Raw genomic sequence first — 15,715 nt, 5'->3', positions numbered from 1 at the left:
TCATCATTTGTTCTTGAGCTTATCTAGTAGCATAGAAATACAAGATTTAGACTCTTGCTCTAACGGTACTACGTATTGGCTGTTTCCGAACCAGTTAAGAGTTCGTGCTTCGGTCATCTTTTTGAAGAACACTTCGGCTTGGTCTCCTACTAGAACAGGATAGAAGTTTTTGAACACTTCGTGATCTGAAGCCTCGTAATAGTAGTCGTAGCTTTGCGAGTGCACATTCTCGATATAAATTGGACCTGTAATATCTAGATAACTAGTTCCGTCGAGATCAATCCAAGCATGATAGTTATAAATAACGTCATGACGACCAGAATAGTGTTGTACAGCTAGGAAGTCATGGATACACATCAATAATGTGCTTTGAACTAGTTCATCATCTACGTTGCACGTGAAGCCAACTACAAGCTTTGCGTCAGGGTACGCTTTTAGAAGCTCTGGATTTTTCAGCGCAGAAAAAGAAGCTGGCAGACATCCTTGTCTCAGATGCGTTTTTTCGAAAAATTTCCAGATGCGGCGAGGGGGGACCTCATTAGTCCAGAAACCATTGCCAATCTCGTCCTCAGCAGCTTTCATGATAGCTACAATTTGTTCTTTGTCTAAACCTGACATTAATTAATCCTCAGTAATTTGATACCAGTGTCTAGATAACTTTCTGCCAGTTCAAGCGTTAGTTTGTCGTATTCTCGAAGGTGGCATAGCTGCTGGCTTCATATTAAAGGCCTTGAGAGCATTTATTAGAATGTGGCGAAGACATGTAATTTTCAATTATAAGATAATGAACATATTACGAAAGTACTTTATCGAATTTAGCTGATTGACTTCTCGCCATGCGATCAATTTTGTTGGTCGCAGTCGCTCTACAATCCCTTCTTAGCGCATTCTTTCCTTATTGTCCGTTAGACGAACTGACCACATACAGTCTATAACCTTAAAGGTTGCGTCGATTTGTGGAGGTTGCGATGAAAATGGCGATGTTGGTGTTTGATGACTTTGAGTTACTTGATGTTTTTGGGCCGCTTGAGATGTTGGGGCAGCTTAAGGAGTCGTTATCAATTGATATTGTGGCGGAGCGCACTGGCGCGATTAGCTCAGTTCAAGGCGTTGAAATCGTGGCAAATCGAGATTTTACCCAAGGGATCTACGACATTATCATGGTGCCCGGCGGCCAAGGTACGCGTCGAGAAGTCAGTAACCCTGCACTGCTGCAGTGGATCGTAACACATGCTTGGCAATGTCAGTATTTGTGCTCTGTGTGTACTGGCGCGGCCTTGTTGGCAAAGGCTGGCGTGCTCGATGGCAAACGAGCGACGACGAACAAACTTGCCTTTGACTGGGTAGTTTCCCAGTCAGACAAGGTGGATTGGGTTCGTAAGGCTCGCTGGGTTCAAGATGGCAATATTTTTACATCCGCCGGGGTGTCGGCTGGTATGGATATGTCTCTGGCTCTGATAAGCCATATCTGGGGTGAGGCAAAAGCGCACCACGTGGCAGATTATGCCGAATATGAATGGAAAAATGACCCAGAGTCTGACGCTTTTGCCGATAAATATACCCAAGTAACTTAAGAACGCCATACCTTATTCGTGAGCAAGTGGCAAAGTCACGCTCACCAAAAGGCCAGGGTTCGCATCCGCTAAGGTGATCTGCCCGTGATGCAGCTCGGTGATCGCCTTAATCAAAGATAAGCCAAGCCCCAAACCACCCTCAGTGCGGCTTTTGTCTATACGATAGAGTCGTTCGAATACACGTGACTTTTCAGAATCAGGAATACCGGGCCCATTATCTTGAATGTTGACCGAAAGCGTTTCACCTAACGCATCATGGTGGCGTTGCAGGCTGAGACTGATGCTACTGTGTGGCGGGCAATACTTGATCGCATTTTCAATCACATTAGCAAACAGCTGCACGAGTAGTTCACGGTCGCCCTCGAGCCAAATTGGCGAGTCGGATTGCTCGACGGTTAATTGCATTTGTGCATCATCTGCCACATCGGTATAAATATCACCAATCGTTTCAATGATTTGAGTTATGTCGATGCGAGCAAAACGATTACGCCTATGGCCTGATTCAATTTGCGATATGCGCAATAGAGCATCGAAAATGTCGGCTAAGCGATGTGACTCGCTGAGTGCATTTTCCAGTTGTTGAGTAATGGCGTCATTTGATGTTTTGGCATCTTGAGTAAGAGCGTATAACTCCAGCAACTGATGCTGCAAACGGGTAATCGGGGTTTTCAGTTCGTGCGCAATATTGGCGGAAATGTCACTCATAGCGGCAACGGAGCCGGCCAAACGGCTTAGCATTTCATCAATCGCGCGTCCGATACGTGCGAGGTCATTATGCGCGTGAGTGTCTCCAATGCGGCGATCCAGTTCACCTTGTGCTGCGGAACGTAAAACCGCTTCGATATGGTCAATACGTTTTTGGCTTGTGCGTGTAATACGCAGAATAAGGTATCCGGTTAATCCTGATACCATAAGACCTGCAAGTAAAAAGCCGGTTCCCATTACCGCAAGAATTTCATCTTCTTCAACGGGATCGTCATCCAATTCATGGATCTGTTTTTTAGTCAGTTCCATGGTCTCTTTCACCAGCTCCGCATTAATGTTGTCTAATTGATAGTCAACATAAGCAAGGGTGATGCTGGCCATGAGAACCAAGCTAAAAATGGTGACACAAATCATCAGCATGCCTTGTTGAGCTGCTGAGCTTTGTAGCCAGTGCGGTAGGAACCGCCAAAGCCGTTTTAACCATGGTGACATTGAAGTATCAGTGAATTCCGCCATTATTGCGTGCTCTTTTTCTCTTTGTATTCCAGTTTGTATCCAGCGCCACGCACGGTTTGAATTAACTGATCGCCAAATGGTTTTTCAAGTTTATTGCGCAGTCGACTGATGTGTGTTTCCACTACACTGGTTTGCGGATCAAAGTGAATATCCCAAACGTGCTCTAGCAGCATGGTGCGAGTAATGACTCGGCCGGGATTGCGCATGAACAGTTCCAATATGCGAAATTCTTTCGTCTGTAACCCGAGATCTTGACCTTGACGCGAAGCGGAGAACTCGTAAAGATTGAGGGTCACATCACCAAATTGCAGTAAACCTTCATTTTTACTATTGAGTTGGCTTGAACGACGCGAAAGAGCGCTTAATCGAGCGAGCAATTCAGAAAATGCAAAGGGCTTGGTTAGATAATCGTCAGCCCCGGCTTCAAGGCCTTCTACACGATCATCAACGCCGCCAAGCGCGGTAAGAAATAATATCGGCATTTCCACTTGCGATGCGCGCAGCGCTTTGACCAAAGACAAACCATCAAGCCCTGGTAGCATACGGTCGATAATGGCAACGTCATATTGTTCGGTCATGCACATCGATAGCGCGTGTTTGCCATTGTCTGTTGATATGACTTTGTGTCCCGCTTCCATTAGGGACTTTTCGATAAATCGGCTTAAGTTAGCGTCGTCTTCAACCAGCAAAATATGCATAGCAGCCTCAAATTTTGGGATTCTGCTCAAGCGTTACGCGAACGTAAGCAAATAGCAAAGCCCCAATGAATTAAACGTGAATCAGTGCGCAATGTTTGGTCGCACCCAAAGTAGGCGAAATAGACTAATCAAACCACTGAGTGTAATCAATAGCATGGTGAGCAGCCAAAGTGCAGAAACCAGTATGATAGTGCTGAATGCAGTAACGAGACATTTTGTTTTTAGCCAGCCGCGAGTCATTCGCTCGTGTTGGCCATGAGTATTTTCCTGCCGTGGCCAATTTGTTCGCAGCTTTCTTTGGCGCAATGACTGCATCAGTTGAGATTTTATCGACGAAAAGAGATGGTGATAGCGTTTATACCATGGTTTTTTTTGCGTAACCGACACCAGTGCGATTGAGTGGTGTATATGAGATCTATCGTGATGAGTTTGCATCATAAAGCTCCTATTCTTTTTCTACTTAAATCGCGGCGTGTTATACCCAAGTAACTTCTGTCTAAGTAACTTCTACTCAAGTAACTTCAAGATGCGCGGTTCCGCGAGAGTGACTTGGTTTGTCAATGCTCAGAGGCTTTGATTATTTGCGGTGTTAAATGGTTTGGGCGTGAGCCCGTCCCAATACAGACAGGGCAAAATCTGTACTGGGACAAAAACGGTTAGCTGGCTAAGCGAATGCGATCGACATCAACCGTTAACGATTCGGCAAAGTCGTTATCCACTTCACCTTCCAAGATGACTTTCGTCTCAGGACTAACCGTTACGCCACGCCATAGGTCGTCGTCAATTTCAATTTCAACCTCGCCACTGGCATCTTTAAATAAGTAATTTTCGTTACCAAGGCTTTTGACTAAGTAACCGGTTAAAACCACTGGCGTATCGTCATTAGCTTGCACCGCTTCAGAAACGGTTGTGATGCCTGAAAATGGCCCGTTAAAACCGCCACCTAGGTTATCGTTTTTAGCCATAGTGGCCGCTGAAAATAGGGCGATAGGAAGTGCGATGAATTTAATGATTGAATGGCGCATGATGAAACCCTCTGTTGAGTGTGTGAATCAATTTGATGGATACATCATAATCACGCGGTTATACGCCATGCTTTCTTCAGGTATACATTTTTGTAAACTCACGCCAGTGGTGCGCAAGAGGCTAGCTTTTACAAACCTCATCACACAGTTCGCCTATGTTCACGAAGGGCGCAGAGGCTTTGCTCATTTGCTGTCTACCAGTAACTCATAATACTCGGACTTAGAACGATTTAAGCTGTGTGAGTACGTCGTTGAGCGAAGGTAACACAGTGTGGCCGAGGGCGAGGATCTCGCTGTTAGGCTCAACTAAATCGGGAACTTGGTAGGTGGTCATTTCAGCAGATACGGCAGCGAGAACGCCGTTATTCGAGTCTTCAAAGGCGAGACACTGCTGGGGCTTAAGACCAAGGCGCTTGGCGGCGAGAAGATAAATTTCAGGATCTGGCTTGCCTTGTGAAACTTCGCAGCCGGTTGTGACATGATCAAAGTAGCCAATGAGCCCTGCTAGGGTGAGTTTGCGCAAAGAGACGTCGCGCTGTGAGGACGTGGCGACAGCCAGCTTAATCCCTTGTGCTTTTAACCAATCGAGAAGCTCAATGACCCCTGTTTTTTTGGGGATGGCTTGTTCAGTCACAAGAGCGGTGTAGTGGGTTCGCCACTCTTGATGCAATTTATCGTAATTGTCGCCGTATAATTCACGAAAAATGCGTTCAATGCCGACGGCATTACGCCCAATGATTGAGAGGTAAATGTCGCGGTTAAATGGATTGTTGGTGGTGATGCACGCTTGTTCAAAAACGCGCATACAAACACGTTCGGTATCGAGTAATAAACCATCCATATCAAAGATGGCACCGTAAAATTTCATACTGCTTAATGAGTAAAAGGGACCAATCACCATATTGCCACAAGTCGTTTGTAATAGCTCAATTCGATTTGTTGTGGTAGGCAGTTTTGTTGCGCTAATGGGGTTGCTATAGGGCAGAATGAATTCAAAGTGTTCATTGTTGACCGTTTCCAATTGGGAACGCTAAGTGTAAGCTGCGTTTTCGCATACAAAAAGGAAAGCACAATGAGTCAGAAAAAAGTGGCGTTTATTGGTTTAGGCGTGATGGGTTATCCGATGGCGGGGTATCTAAAAAAAGCAGGTCACGCCGTTGCAGTTTACAACCGTACAGAAAGTAAAGCGCGGGCTTGGGCTGAGCAATTTGGCGGCGTTGCTTTCACGACACCAAAAGAGGCTGCAGCGGGCGCAGATATGGTATTTATGTGCGTTGGCAATGATGATGACGTACGCAGTGTGGTTTATGGCGATACTGGTGTTTTAGCGGGAATGAGCCCTAATACGATTTTGATTGACCATACCACAACGTCAGCGGAGCTGGCGCTTGAATTGGCCCAGGCAGCCGAAGCGAAGGATATTGATTTTATTGATGCGCCAGTATCGGGCGGTCAAGCGGGCGCTGAAAATGGCGTTTTAACCATTATGTGCGGTGGTAAGCCAGAGGTTTTTGCTGCAGTCGCTCCGATAATGGATGCGTACGCGAAAAGTCGCTCTTTGATGGGCCCATGTGGTCAAGGTCAGCGTTGCAAAATGGTTAACCAAATCTGTATTGCTGGCGTGTTACAGGGGTTAAGTGAAGCCCTACTGCTTGCTCAAGGCGCAGGGCTTGATATTGCACAGGTGGTCGATGTCTTGAAGCATGGCGCGGCTGGATCTTGGCAAATGGAAAATCGCGCGGTGACGATGGCGCAAGATAAATTTGATTTTGGATTTGCTATTGACTGGATGCGCAAAGATCTCGGTTTTTGTTTGGCCGAAGCTGAACGCTTAGGGCTAACACTTCCGCTAACTCACGATGTTGATAAAGCCTATGCAGGGCTTCAAGAGCAAGGCTTTGGCCGCATGGACACTTCGGTATTGATAAAATCGCTCAAGAATGGGTAATGCTCGTTATGTGAGGTTATGCCATCTACCCGCGCCAGCAATCGCTACGTTACAGCATTTAATCTGTATCGCGATCCGCTTGTTTGGCACGGGTGATCCAACGATTAAACCTGTGCTGATTCTTTAGAAGCCATTCATCAACATGGCGCTCAATATCTTCTGGGCGGTTGGCGCCTTGGTTCATTTTGAGGTTTTGTTCCATAATATCGTTAATGTCGATACGCATGATGGAAAATAATTTCGCGGCAGCGGGATTTTCTTCAATAAATTGACGATTGGCGACGATACGCATGCTGTTCATTTCAAATCCAAAATTGCGGCCATTGGGCAGACGAGTTTTCACCTGTTGCCGCTCTCCCGGTAATGCTGAAAAGGGCACTTCTAGCCAAACCACATCCACCCCAGGCTCGAGTATGCTACTGACCCAATACGGTTTCCAAGCGTAATAAAGAACCGGCTTGTTTTGGTGAAAGCGTGCAATGGTCGATTTCATAATATGGGCATAGTCGCCTTGATGATGTGTGACAGTATCACTAAGACCAAATGCGCCTAGCTGAACGTTCACCACATGCTCACAGCCCCAGCCTTGATTGCAACCAATGAGATCGGCTTTACCATCACCGTCTTGATCAAACAGAGCAGCCAATTTAGCGTCTTTAAGTTGGGCGATATTGGTAATGTCATACTGGTCGGCAATGGACTTGTTAATCATATAGCCTTGAATGGCGCCACTAATAAAGTGCCCTTGTCGCGAGAGTTTTTGTCGCCCACCCGCGGCGCTGTACATATCGCTGTGCAGCGGAAACCACCCGACTGTGGAAAAGGTAAAATCTCCATGGGCAATCGCGTGATAACCGGTTAAGTAATCGGCAATTTGGGTTGGCGCAATCGTATAGCCAAGCGCTTTTAGTGCGCGATTGACGATTTCCGTTTGAAAGCTTTCTTCAGGAACATCAGAGCGAACCGCTTGTACCGTAATGCCCTCGCCAGGAAGCTTAAGTGGGAATTGGGTTTGAGCGAATCCAGGTAATGCGATGAGCAAAAGCGCGAGCAGCTCTCGAGTGTACCGCCCTAGAGGTGTCAGATAGGGAGGAAAGGAAAATACCATCAGCTTGCTCCTTAGGTATAGCGCCTCAATAATGTGCATCAGTGTGCATACCTTGCATCTAAGTTTAGGTCGAGATCGCCTATTTGCGGATGATTTATTCAAGTAAATTGATGGAAATTTACTAAGCTAACGTTTTTGTAAGGAAAATTTGTTTATGGTGAAGCGTTAGTAGAAAAAGATTCTCCTTTTTGGAGAACAAGGCTTGGGCACGCATTAGGAGCTGAGTGTGGATCAAATTGAGTCTTTGTGGAATTTGATGTGGGAGTACAAGGGCGCAAGCAGCGCGATATTGATTACGCTTATCATTGTGATAAGACGCATTGCGCTTTGGCGTATTCGTGGTGACGGTGATTTTCTTAGTGAGAGCCAACGTAGCTGGATGTCACGAACTAAAAATGGTACTGCGGTACTTATCATCGTATTGCTGTTTTTTATTTGGCGCTCTGAAGTCAGCGAATTTGCGCTGTCGTTGACGGCGATAGCGGTTGCGGTCGTTGTAGCATCTAAGGAAATTATTTTATGTTTTACTGGCTCGATTCAGCGCGCCAGCTCACGTTCATTTCGCATTGGTGATTGGATTGAAGTCGGGAAGCTGTGCGGCGAAGTCATTGAACACAATATGATGGCGACGGTGATCCAAGAAATTGATTTAAACCACGGGCAGTATCACTACACGGGCAAAACTGCGACGCTGCCTAATAGCATGTTTTTTACTTATCCAGTAAAGAACTTTAATTTCATGAAGCGTTATGTTTACCATAATTTTGAAATTATTGTGCCTAAGTTTTGTAATTTATACCCTCTGGTTCCTTTGCTGGTGGAAAAAATTGAAGAGCACTGCCACTATTTTGCAGATGTCGCCCATCGGTATAATGCGGTGATTGAAAAGCATGCGGGTGTCGATTTGCCCGGGGCAGAACCACATATCCATATTACGAGCGGGCAAACCGGTGAACAAATTGTGCATGTAATGATATTTTGCCCAACAGAGCGCGCAAATCATCTGGAAAATCTTATTCGCGCTGATTTTATGACGCTTTATGATCGCCATTTTGATAAGTCAAATGGCGATGTTGTTGTTAGTTAGCTGCTTCTATACCCAAGTCATTCTCGCTGAACCATGCATCTTGAGGTTACTTGGGTATATAGCAACTAACATGGGACTCATGGTTATGAGTCGCTATCATCTATTGGCAGGAACGATGTTGGCGGATGGTGCTTAGTAAAGTGTTGCACTTTTTCAATCACACTGGGTTTGCTTAGGAGACGTAAAATATTAAATTTAACGTAATAGAAGCCTTTATCAAAAGAATTCGAGTTCGCTGACGGAGTGAAATACGTTAAGGTTTCACCATCAGCAATTGATTTGTAAAACTCCCATGTATTACGATTTTTAACCGATAATGTGCAAAATTTGATGGTCTGATATTTATGATTACTTAAGTAGTAGGTGCATAAACAGCACATTGCCATCCAGTAAACTTTCCCATCGATATAAAATGTAGGGTTAATTCCAATGGAGTGCTTAATTTCCTCTCGATATACCCCAAATAACTTCAAGTATTCGCTATTTTTATCTGTGAAAGACAGATGACCACACATCACATTGTTTTCTTTGAATAAGAAAACATTAAATGGTTGTGATATTCCGGCTTCGTCTACCTTTTTTCTTAAACTGATATAACTATCGAAATTCGAATAGTACCGGTCTAAAATATCTCTATGCTGTTGTTTTTCCAATAAAGAATAATACACCTTAACATCGTCACTTCGCGGGAAGTAACCAATATTTGAATTACTATTATTTAGATAACTCGTGTAGTCATCGATTATTTCACGATCTCTTTTATTCTCACTATAGTCTTGATGATTCATATTTATAATGAATTTATAGAGATCGATTCCGAGAACAATGCAAACCAGAAATTGTTTATATAAACTTGGCTGTGTTTTTCCAGACGCCCAGCGGCTTAGTGTTGTCAAATCGCACTTAGCTAACTCGTTGTATCCGCAATGACTGAACATATCAACGACAGTTTCACGGTTCAGTTTTTTGGCTTCTAAATAAGAGGTGAGAGTGTTGGCAAAAAATGAGGTAGTCATGGCTTCACCACTAACTCAGTCATGGGGTTATTTTCATAGTACTTCATTGCGCATTACCTTGAGCATGATAATGGGTATGTTTCGCTTTATTCATCGTATACCCTTCCTATTTGAACTAGCAGCGTTGTTGACAGGCATTCATAAACTTCATCACATAGTGTAGCTATGCTCAGTGGCTTTGTTCGCTGGTCGCCTAACTGCATCTTCAAGTTGTGTGGGTATAAGAAATTTATGTGATCCTGGTTTAAGTGGCGGTGCCGCATTCGTGGCTGTGAACCAAGGCAGGATCTGCTGTTGTGCTGGACGCTGCGCATTTGTTTCAACGAACGGATAGGGCAAGGCATTTAATCTCACTTAAGCATCGGATTTATCTTAATGGAACGGTAACCCGGACTTACCTGTCTACCCTCAAGATAACGGCATTACCTTACTCAGCGAAGTTGTGGTATCTGCATTGCGTTAAATGTTTGACGGTAGATTAAAAAGATTTGCGTAAAAAATGGGCTCCCGCCGCCATAATAGCGCAAGAATCTCTGTAATGAATGGCATTTTGAGTCAAAAAATTGTTCTTGTGCCAACATCGTGACGGTTGATTCTGTTGGTCTTAGTTGGTATTGATTTCGCTTCATTGTGTCGGTGAGCGAGCTAGCGCAATGCCGCTTATCTCCCCCTCTTGCATCAAGCAGCAGCGCCTTTCTTAAAACCTAAGGGAAAGTACTACTTCCAAAGCTCATCACATAGCGCACCTATGGCCTTAGGCTTTGTTCGCTTGTCGCTTGTCGCTTGTCGCTTGTCGCTTGTCGCTTGTCGCTTGTCGCTTACCCGTAATGCTGCCTTGTTTGCCTTGTTCTCAGCCCAGTGAGCTGTATCTGAATCCAGCATCTTGAAGTCACTTGGGTATATTAAAACCAAGATTTCGCACGGTTAAATATTCATCTAATGTCTATGCGTTAATAATCTATGTAATTGAGCAAAAATTTGCTTAAATCAAATATTCCAATTTATATATTTCAATAAATATTTATAAGTTATTTTTACCGAGCGGCAGATGGTATTAATTTCTCTGGCTAAGTATTACACACCAGAATGTTATTTTTATAAAATTGGATGATGGATTAAACATAATATTTTCTATTTTAATTAAGTAATACTTAATTTTGGCGCGAAGCTGTGTTCATCAAAATAAAAGTGTGACAATAATCACCCTTGCTTGGTTGCTTTCTGTCAAAGGCATCAATAAAAAAGCAATAATACGGAACTAGGAAGTCATATTTCGCCATTATGACCAGATGCTGTACTGTGACTGCGTCTAAAGACTTAATGTGACATAGGTAACATTCACAAATTTTGTTTTGTGATTAAGCTCTCGCGGAAATATTCGTGGAATAAAAATTCAACTAAAGAAAGTGTGGGATTTATACTTATGGAAATTAATATCTTTTCACTGCAATTTCACTAAAACCGTTGCGCTTTGTTATAAGGGATTTACCAAATTTCACTAAATTTTTTTGCTGCTAACTAAATCACATTTCACCTCTTGTTTATGACCATAAAATTATCAAAAAATAAGGGGCTCTCAAGACAACTTGTAAGAGTGTTTGATGAATAATATTAAGATAATGGAGTTTTACCATGTTTAAACCTACACAGTTTATTGGAAAAACCGCGCTTTGCTGCCTTGCGTTTTCTAGTCTGGCTAGCGCCGAAACGACCGTTCGTATGATGCACATTGAAACCAACCCGACTGTGCTTGCGATTTGGGAAAGCATTGAAAAGGATTTTGAAGCCAAAAACCCTGGTATCAACGTCAATATTGAGTTTCTCGAGAACGAAGCGTTTAAAGCGAAGCTACCAACACTGCTTCAGTCGAACCAACGTCCTGATGTTTTTTATAGCTGGGGGGGCGGTAACTTCCAAGTGCGCGCTGACGCGGGTTTGCTAGAAGATATGACGACCTATTCAGCAACGCTGGATCAAGAGTTGTCTCAAGCGGGTATGAATGCATTTAGCATTGATGGTAAACAATACGGCGCACCTTACATGGTGAGTCAAGTTGGTTTTTGGTACAACAAAAAGCTATTCAAACAAGCGGGTGTTGATGGTGACGCTATCAAAACATGGGACCAGTTCCTAACCGCTATCGAAAAACTCAAAGCGGCTGGCATCACACCAATTGCAGTGGGTGGCGCGGACAAATGGCCAATGCACTTCTACTGGAGTTACCTAGTAATGCGCTCTGTTGGCCAACAAGCATTCTTAGACGCTATGGCTGACAAAGGTGAAGGCTTTGACGGTGAAGGTTTCGTACGCGCAGGTGAAGAGCTTAAACGCCTAGCTGATCTTAAACCTTTCCAACCTGGCTTTATGGCAGCAGGTTACGGCGAGTCAGCGGGTCTATTCGGTGACCAGAAAGCGGCAATTCATCTAATGGGAGACTGGGATTACACCTTCCAAGCACAACAAGCTGTTGACAAAAAAGGTGTGGTTGACGCGGATCTTGGCTTCATGAACTTCCCAACGATTGAAGGTGGTAAAGGCGATGGCTCAGATACTCTTGGTGGTATCAATGGCTTTGCATTTGCAAAAGGCGCGAAACCAGAAGCGGCAAAATGGCTTGAATACTTCCTTAACGAACAATCTCAAACACGCCTTGCTGAAATTGACCAAATCATTCCAGTGGCAAAAGGGGCAGACAAGGGTCTGAAGAATCAGTTTAAACAGAAAATTTCACAAACAATCGCAAATGCCGAATGGCACCAAGTGTTCTTTGATCAAGCACTCGGCGCTGATGTGGGTGGTGTCGTAAATGATATCTCGGTTGGTATCGTAAACGGTGACATCACACCTCAAGAAGCCGCAGAGCAAGTTCAAGAAGCATGGGAAATGCGCTAATTAGGCGACAGTAAGTAGCACAAAGCTGGTTAATTTGTCTTTCATAAAAAGGCTTCGTTCACCAATTAACCAGCTTTTGTTCTACATAAGAGGATATTATATGAGTGACAAGTTAGCGGCAGTTATCAGCGAGCCTCAGGTTTCCGGCACGTCGAAATTTAAGCAATGGCTTAAAGAGCGAAATCAAGGAAATCGCTTGCTAACCTTACTGTTTTTTCTACCACCGGCGCTAATGCTGTTTACAATTTTTGTAATTTTACCATTAGGAGAGGCTGGCTATTATAGCTTTTTTAAATGGAATGGTTATGGTGAACCAAGTAAGTTTGTCGATTTTGATAATTATGTTCGCCTGTTTAACCATGGGGCATTTGAAACGGCAGCTTGGAATACAGTTAAAATCATTATTGTTTCATTGTTAATTCAGCTACCTTTGGCTTTGGTCGTTGCACTAAGCATTTACAAACAAAGCTGGTCTAACAGTGTTTTTCGTTTAATTTTCTTTTTGCCATACATTTTAGCTGAAGTCGTTGCAGGTTTGATATGGCGTTTTGTGTTTGATGGTGACTACGGCATGATGGCCGGAATCGCTGAGTCGTTAGGTACGGATCCTTGGTATATCCTGGCTGACCGTGATTGGGCATTCACTGCAATTTTGGTCGTAATTGTTTGGAAATATTTTGGTTTCCACATGATGATTTATATTGCAGCGTTGCAAAGTGTTCCTAAAGATCTTATTGAAGCATCAAAACTAGATGGTGCCTCGAAACTTCAAACTATCTGGTTTGTTAAAGTGCCACTCATAGCGGCCGGAATAAAAGTCTCTATTTTCTTTAGTATTCTAGGTGCGTTACAAACCTTTGACCTTATTATGCCACTTACTGGCGGTGGCCCGTCTCATGAGAGTCATTCATTAGTCAGCTACTTATATACGTTTGGTATTACTCGAATGAAAGTTGGTTTTGGTAGTGCTATTGGTGTCGTATTGTTTATTGTGTGTGTGGTGTTTGCATTCACATATCAAAATTCAATAATGAAAGAACAAAAAAATTAGGGTAGACCGGCATGGATAAAGTAAAAAATGTTCAATGGGTAAGACTAATATTCCTCATGCTCGTTGCCGGATTTGTGCTGTTGCCAATGATTGCAACATTATTTGGCGGATTTAAGAGTCTCGGTGAATTAAGGACTAACCCTTTTGGTGTTCCAGAAGCGTGGGAAATGGAACACTACGCAGCGGTTTTTGAAGACGGTACTATTTGGTTACTAATGAAGAACTCATTAGTCATCGCTGGGTTGTCGGTTCTACTAACCCTGATGATAGGCACCATGACCGCATTTACGTTTTCTCATATTAAGTTTGCCGGTCACAATTATGTGTACAGCTACTTTTTGATGGGCATGATGTTTCCAGCTGCAGCCGCGATTCTTCCTTTGTTTCTAAGAATTCGTGACTTAGCCTTGCTAGATACATTACCTGGGATTGTTGTACCTCAAGTCGCTTTTGGTTTGGGATTCAGTATTCTCTTATTTAGAACCTTCTTTGAGCAGTTACCAAGAGAGCTATTTGATGCCGCTCGCGTCGATGGATGCAGCTATGCTCGATTTTATCTCCACATCATACTGCCACTTTCAACGCCAATTTTGGCAACGGTAGGGGTCTTTGTGCTCGTAGGCAGTTGGAATAACTACTTACTTCCTCTATTGGTGCTCAATACCGAAGATATGTACCCATGGACTATGGGGATCATGAAATATCGAGGTGAGTACGGCATCGCATGGAACAAGATTTTGGCATACGTTTCAGTGACGATTACACCTGCAGTTATTTTCTTCTTGCTTGCTCAAAAATACATCGTAGCCGGATTAACCGGTGGCGCAGTGAAAGGTTAATTAAATAGGAATTATTATGGCTTCGGTATCATTTAAGAACGTAGATAAAATCTATCCGGGCAATGTTCATATTGTAAAGAAATTTAATTTGGACATTAAAGACGGTGAATTTATTGTATTCCTTGGCCCATCGGGTTGTGGTAAATCAACAACATTGAGAATGTTAGCCGGTCTTGAAGATATTTCAGGTGGTGAAATCTCTATCAATGGCAAAGTGGTTAACAATCTAGAACCAAAAGATCGTGACATCGCGATGGTGTTCCAAAGTTACGCGCTTTATCCGCATATGTCGGTTTACGATAATATCGCCTTTGCTCTGAAACTTTCTGGTCATACGAAAGAGCAGATCGAAGAGAAAGTACGTCCTATTGCAGACATGCTGCAATTAACGCCACTACTTGATCGCAAACCTAAAGCACTTTCCGGTGGTCAGCGTCAGCGTGTGGCGATGGGGCGTGCAATGGTTCGTACACCAGAGGTGTTTTTGTTTGATGAACCTCTTTCAAACTTGGACGCCAAGTTACGTAATGCAATGCGCAGCGAAATCAAAGCGATGCATAAGAAACTGAAAAAGACCACGATTTACGTGACCCATGATCAAGTGGAAGCCATGACGCTTGCTGATCGCATCGTGATTTTACGTGACGGTGAAGTAGAGCAGATTGGTACGCCGAAAGAGATTTACCAAAAACCTGCGAACAAGTTTGTGGCAGGCTTTATTGGTAGCCCAACCATGAACTTACTTTCAGGCCACCTTAACAATGATGATAGCGGTTGGACCGTAGATTTAGCTGGCCAGCGCTTACCATTGGCAGGGCGTTTGAACGAGAATACCGCACAAGAAAGCGTTGTTGTCGGGATTCGTCCGAGTGATGTTCACTTAACTCCAGAGCTATTGGATAAACCGATCGAAGTGGATGTCGTAGTGGAAAGCTACGAACTGCTCGGTTCTACGATTCAGATCCTCAACCGTTTTGGTGATCATAACTTAGTGGTTGAAGCACCATCGACCCAATCAGTGCAAGAAGGTCAGAAACTCAAACTTTATCTAGATAGCGAACAATTGCATATTTTTAATATGCAAAGTGAAACCGCAATTTACGATAACCACTAAGTCATTTAATTAAGATCTATACCCTCGCAATCGTTCGGTTGCGAGGTTTTTATGCCCGTCCCACTTGAAGCAACAGCATTGTTGGCTCGTTTTCACAAACCTCATCATAGTCATTCTATGTTTTGAAGGCTTTGCTTGCCAT

At 43.6% G+C, this 15,715-nt stretch carries 14 protein-coding genes; 7 read left to right on the top strand and 7 right to left on the bottom strand.

Annotation, left to right across the window (positions count from 1 at the left end):
* Positions 1–3 precede the first annotated feature (3 nt).
* Positions 4–618 (bottom strand): hypothetical protein, encoded by a 615-nt coding sequence (locus tag HGP28_RS02195; RefSeq protein WP_168834813.1) that lies wholly within the window; start codon positions 616–618, stop codon positions 4–6.
* A 350-nt stretch (positions 619–968) separates the two neighbouring features.
* Between HGP28_RS02195 and HGP28_RS02190 the strand changes: the two genes are divergently transcribed.
* Positions 969–1,574, top strand: a complete 606-nt coding sequence (locus tag HGP28_RS02190; RefSeq protein WP_168834812.1) for a DJ-1/PfpI family protein — start codon at positions 969–971, stop codon at positions 1,572–1,574.
* 12 nt (positions 1,575–1,586) lie between these two features.
* On the opposite strand, the gene HGP28_RS02185 is transcribed toward HGP28_RS02190, so the two are convergent.
* From HGP28_RS02185 to HGP28_RS02170, 4 genes are all read right to left on the bottom strand, one after another.
* Positions 1,587–2,795 (bottom strand): sensor histidine kinase, encoded by a 1,209-nt coding sequence (locus HGP28_RS02185; protein ID WP_211091859.1) that lies wholly within the window; start codon positions 2,793–2,795, stop codon positions 1,587–1,589.
* The gene (locus HGP28_RS02180; RefSeq protein WP_168834811.1) at positions 2,795–3,493 is read right to left on the bottom strand and encodes a response regulator transcription factor; all 699 of its coding nucleotides are present in this window, start codon (positions 3,491–3,493) and stop codon (positions 2,795–2,797) included. The genes HGP28_RS02185 and HGP28_RS02180 overlap by 1 nt, the downstream gene beginning before the upstream one ends.
* 656 nt (positions 3,494–4,149) lie before the next feature.
* Entirely contained in the window at positions 4,150–4,518 is a 369-nt protein-coding gene (locus HGP28_RS02175; RefSeq protein ID WP_211091858.1) for a NirD/YgiW/YdeI family stress tolerance protein, read from the bottom strand.
* Between the two features lie 220 nt (positions 4,519–4,738).
* A complete protein-coding gene (locus HGP28_RS02170) occupies positions 4,739–5,386 on the bottom strand; it encodes an HAD family hydrolase (protein WP_168834810.1) in 648 nt (215 codons plus the stop codon).
* A gap of 153 nt (positions 5,387–5,539) precedes the next feature.
* Between HGP28_RS02170 and HGP28_RS02165 the strand changes: the two genes are divergently transcribed.
* On the top strand, positions 5,540–6,466 hold the full coding sequence (locus tag HGP28_RS02165) for an NAD(P)-dependent oxidoreductase (RefSeq protein ID WP_281355514.1): 927 nt from the start codon (positions 5,540–5,542) through the stop codon (positions 6,464–6,466).
* A gap of 58 nt (positions 6,467–6,524) precedes the next feature.
* Here HGP28_RS02165 and proX read toward each other — a convergent pair whose 3' ends face one another.
* Positions 6,525–7,574 (bottom strand): glycine betaine/L-proline ABC transporter substrate-binding protein ProX, encoded by a 1,050-nt coding sequence (proX, locus tag HGP28_RS02160; RefSeq protein WP_168834808.1) that lies wholly within the window; start codon positions 7,572–7,574, stop codon positions 6,525–6,527.
* A 256-nt stretch (positions 7,575–7,830) separates the two neighbouring features.
* Between proX and HGP28_RS02155 the strand changes: the two genes are divergently transcribed.
* A complete protein-coding gene (locus HGP28_RS02155) occupies positions 7,831–8,661 on the top strand; it encodes a mechanosensitive ion channel domain-containing protein (RefSeq protein ID WP_211091872.1) in 831 nt (276 codons plus the stop codon).
* 83 nt (positions 8,662–8,744) lie between these two features.
* On the opposite strand, the gene HGP28_RS02150 is transcribed toward HGP28_RS02155, so the two are convergent.
* On the bottom strand, positions 8,745–9,677 hold the full coding sequence (locus HGP28_RS02150; protein WP_168834806.1) for a hypothetical protein: 933 nt from the start codon (positions 9,675–9,677) through the stop codon (positions 8,745–8,747).
* A 1,632-nt stretch (positions 9,678–11,309) separates the two neighbouring features.
* Between HGP28_RS02150 and HGP28_RS02145 the strand changes: the two genes are divergently transcribed.
* The 4 genes from HGP28_RS02145 (at position 11,310) to HGP28_RS02130 (ending at position 15,573) form a co-directional block, all read left to right on the top strand.
* Positions 11,310–12,569 carry an extracellular solute-binding protein gene (locus HGP28_RS02145; RefSeq protein WP_168834805.1) on the top strand — a complete coding sequence of 420 codons (1,260 nt, stop codon included), beginning with the start codon at positions 11,310–11,312 and terminating at the stop codon, positions 12,567–12,569.
* A gap of 100 nt (positions 12,570–12,669) precedes the next feature.
* Entirely contained in the window at positions 12,670–13,620 is a 951-nt protein-coding gene (locus HGP28_RS02140; RefSeq protein WP_168834804.1) for a carbohydrate ABC transporter permease, read from the top strand.
* Positions 13,621–13,631: 11 nt separating this feature from the next.
* The gene (locus tag HGP28_RS02135) at positions 13,632–14,459 is read left to right on the top strand and encodes a carbohydrate ABC transporter permease (protein WP_168834803.1); all 828 of its coding nucleotides are present in this window, start codon (positions 13,632–13,634) and stop codon (positions 14,457–14,459) included.
* 16 nt (positions 14,460–14,475) lie between these two features.
* Positions 14,476–15,573 (top strand): ABC transporter ATP-binding protein, encoded by a 1,098-nt coding sequence (locus HGP28_RS02130; protein WP_168834802.1) that lies wholly within the window; start codon positions 14,476–14,478, stop codon positions 15,571–15,573.
* Positions 15,574–15,715: the final 142 nt, after the last annotated feature.

It is taken from the genome of Vibrio agarilyticus (assembly GCF_012641465.1).
In the GTDB taxonomy this organism is placed as follows: Bacteria; Pseudomonadota; Gammaproteobacteria; order Enterobacterales; family Vibrionaceae; genus Vibrio; species Vibrio agarilyticus.
The sequence above is the reverse complement of the archived record's forward strand: the minus strand, read 5'-3'. Positions and strand labels throughout refer to the sequence as shown.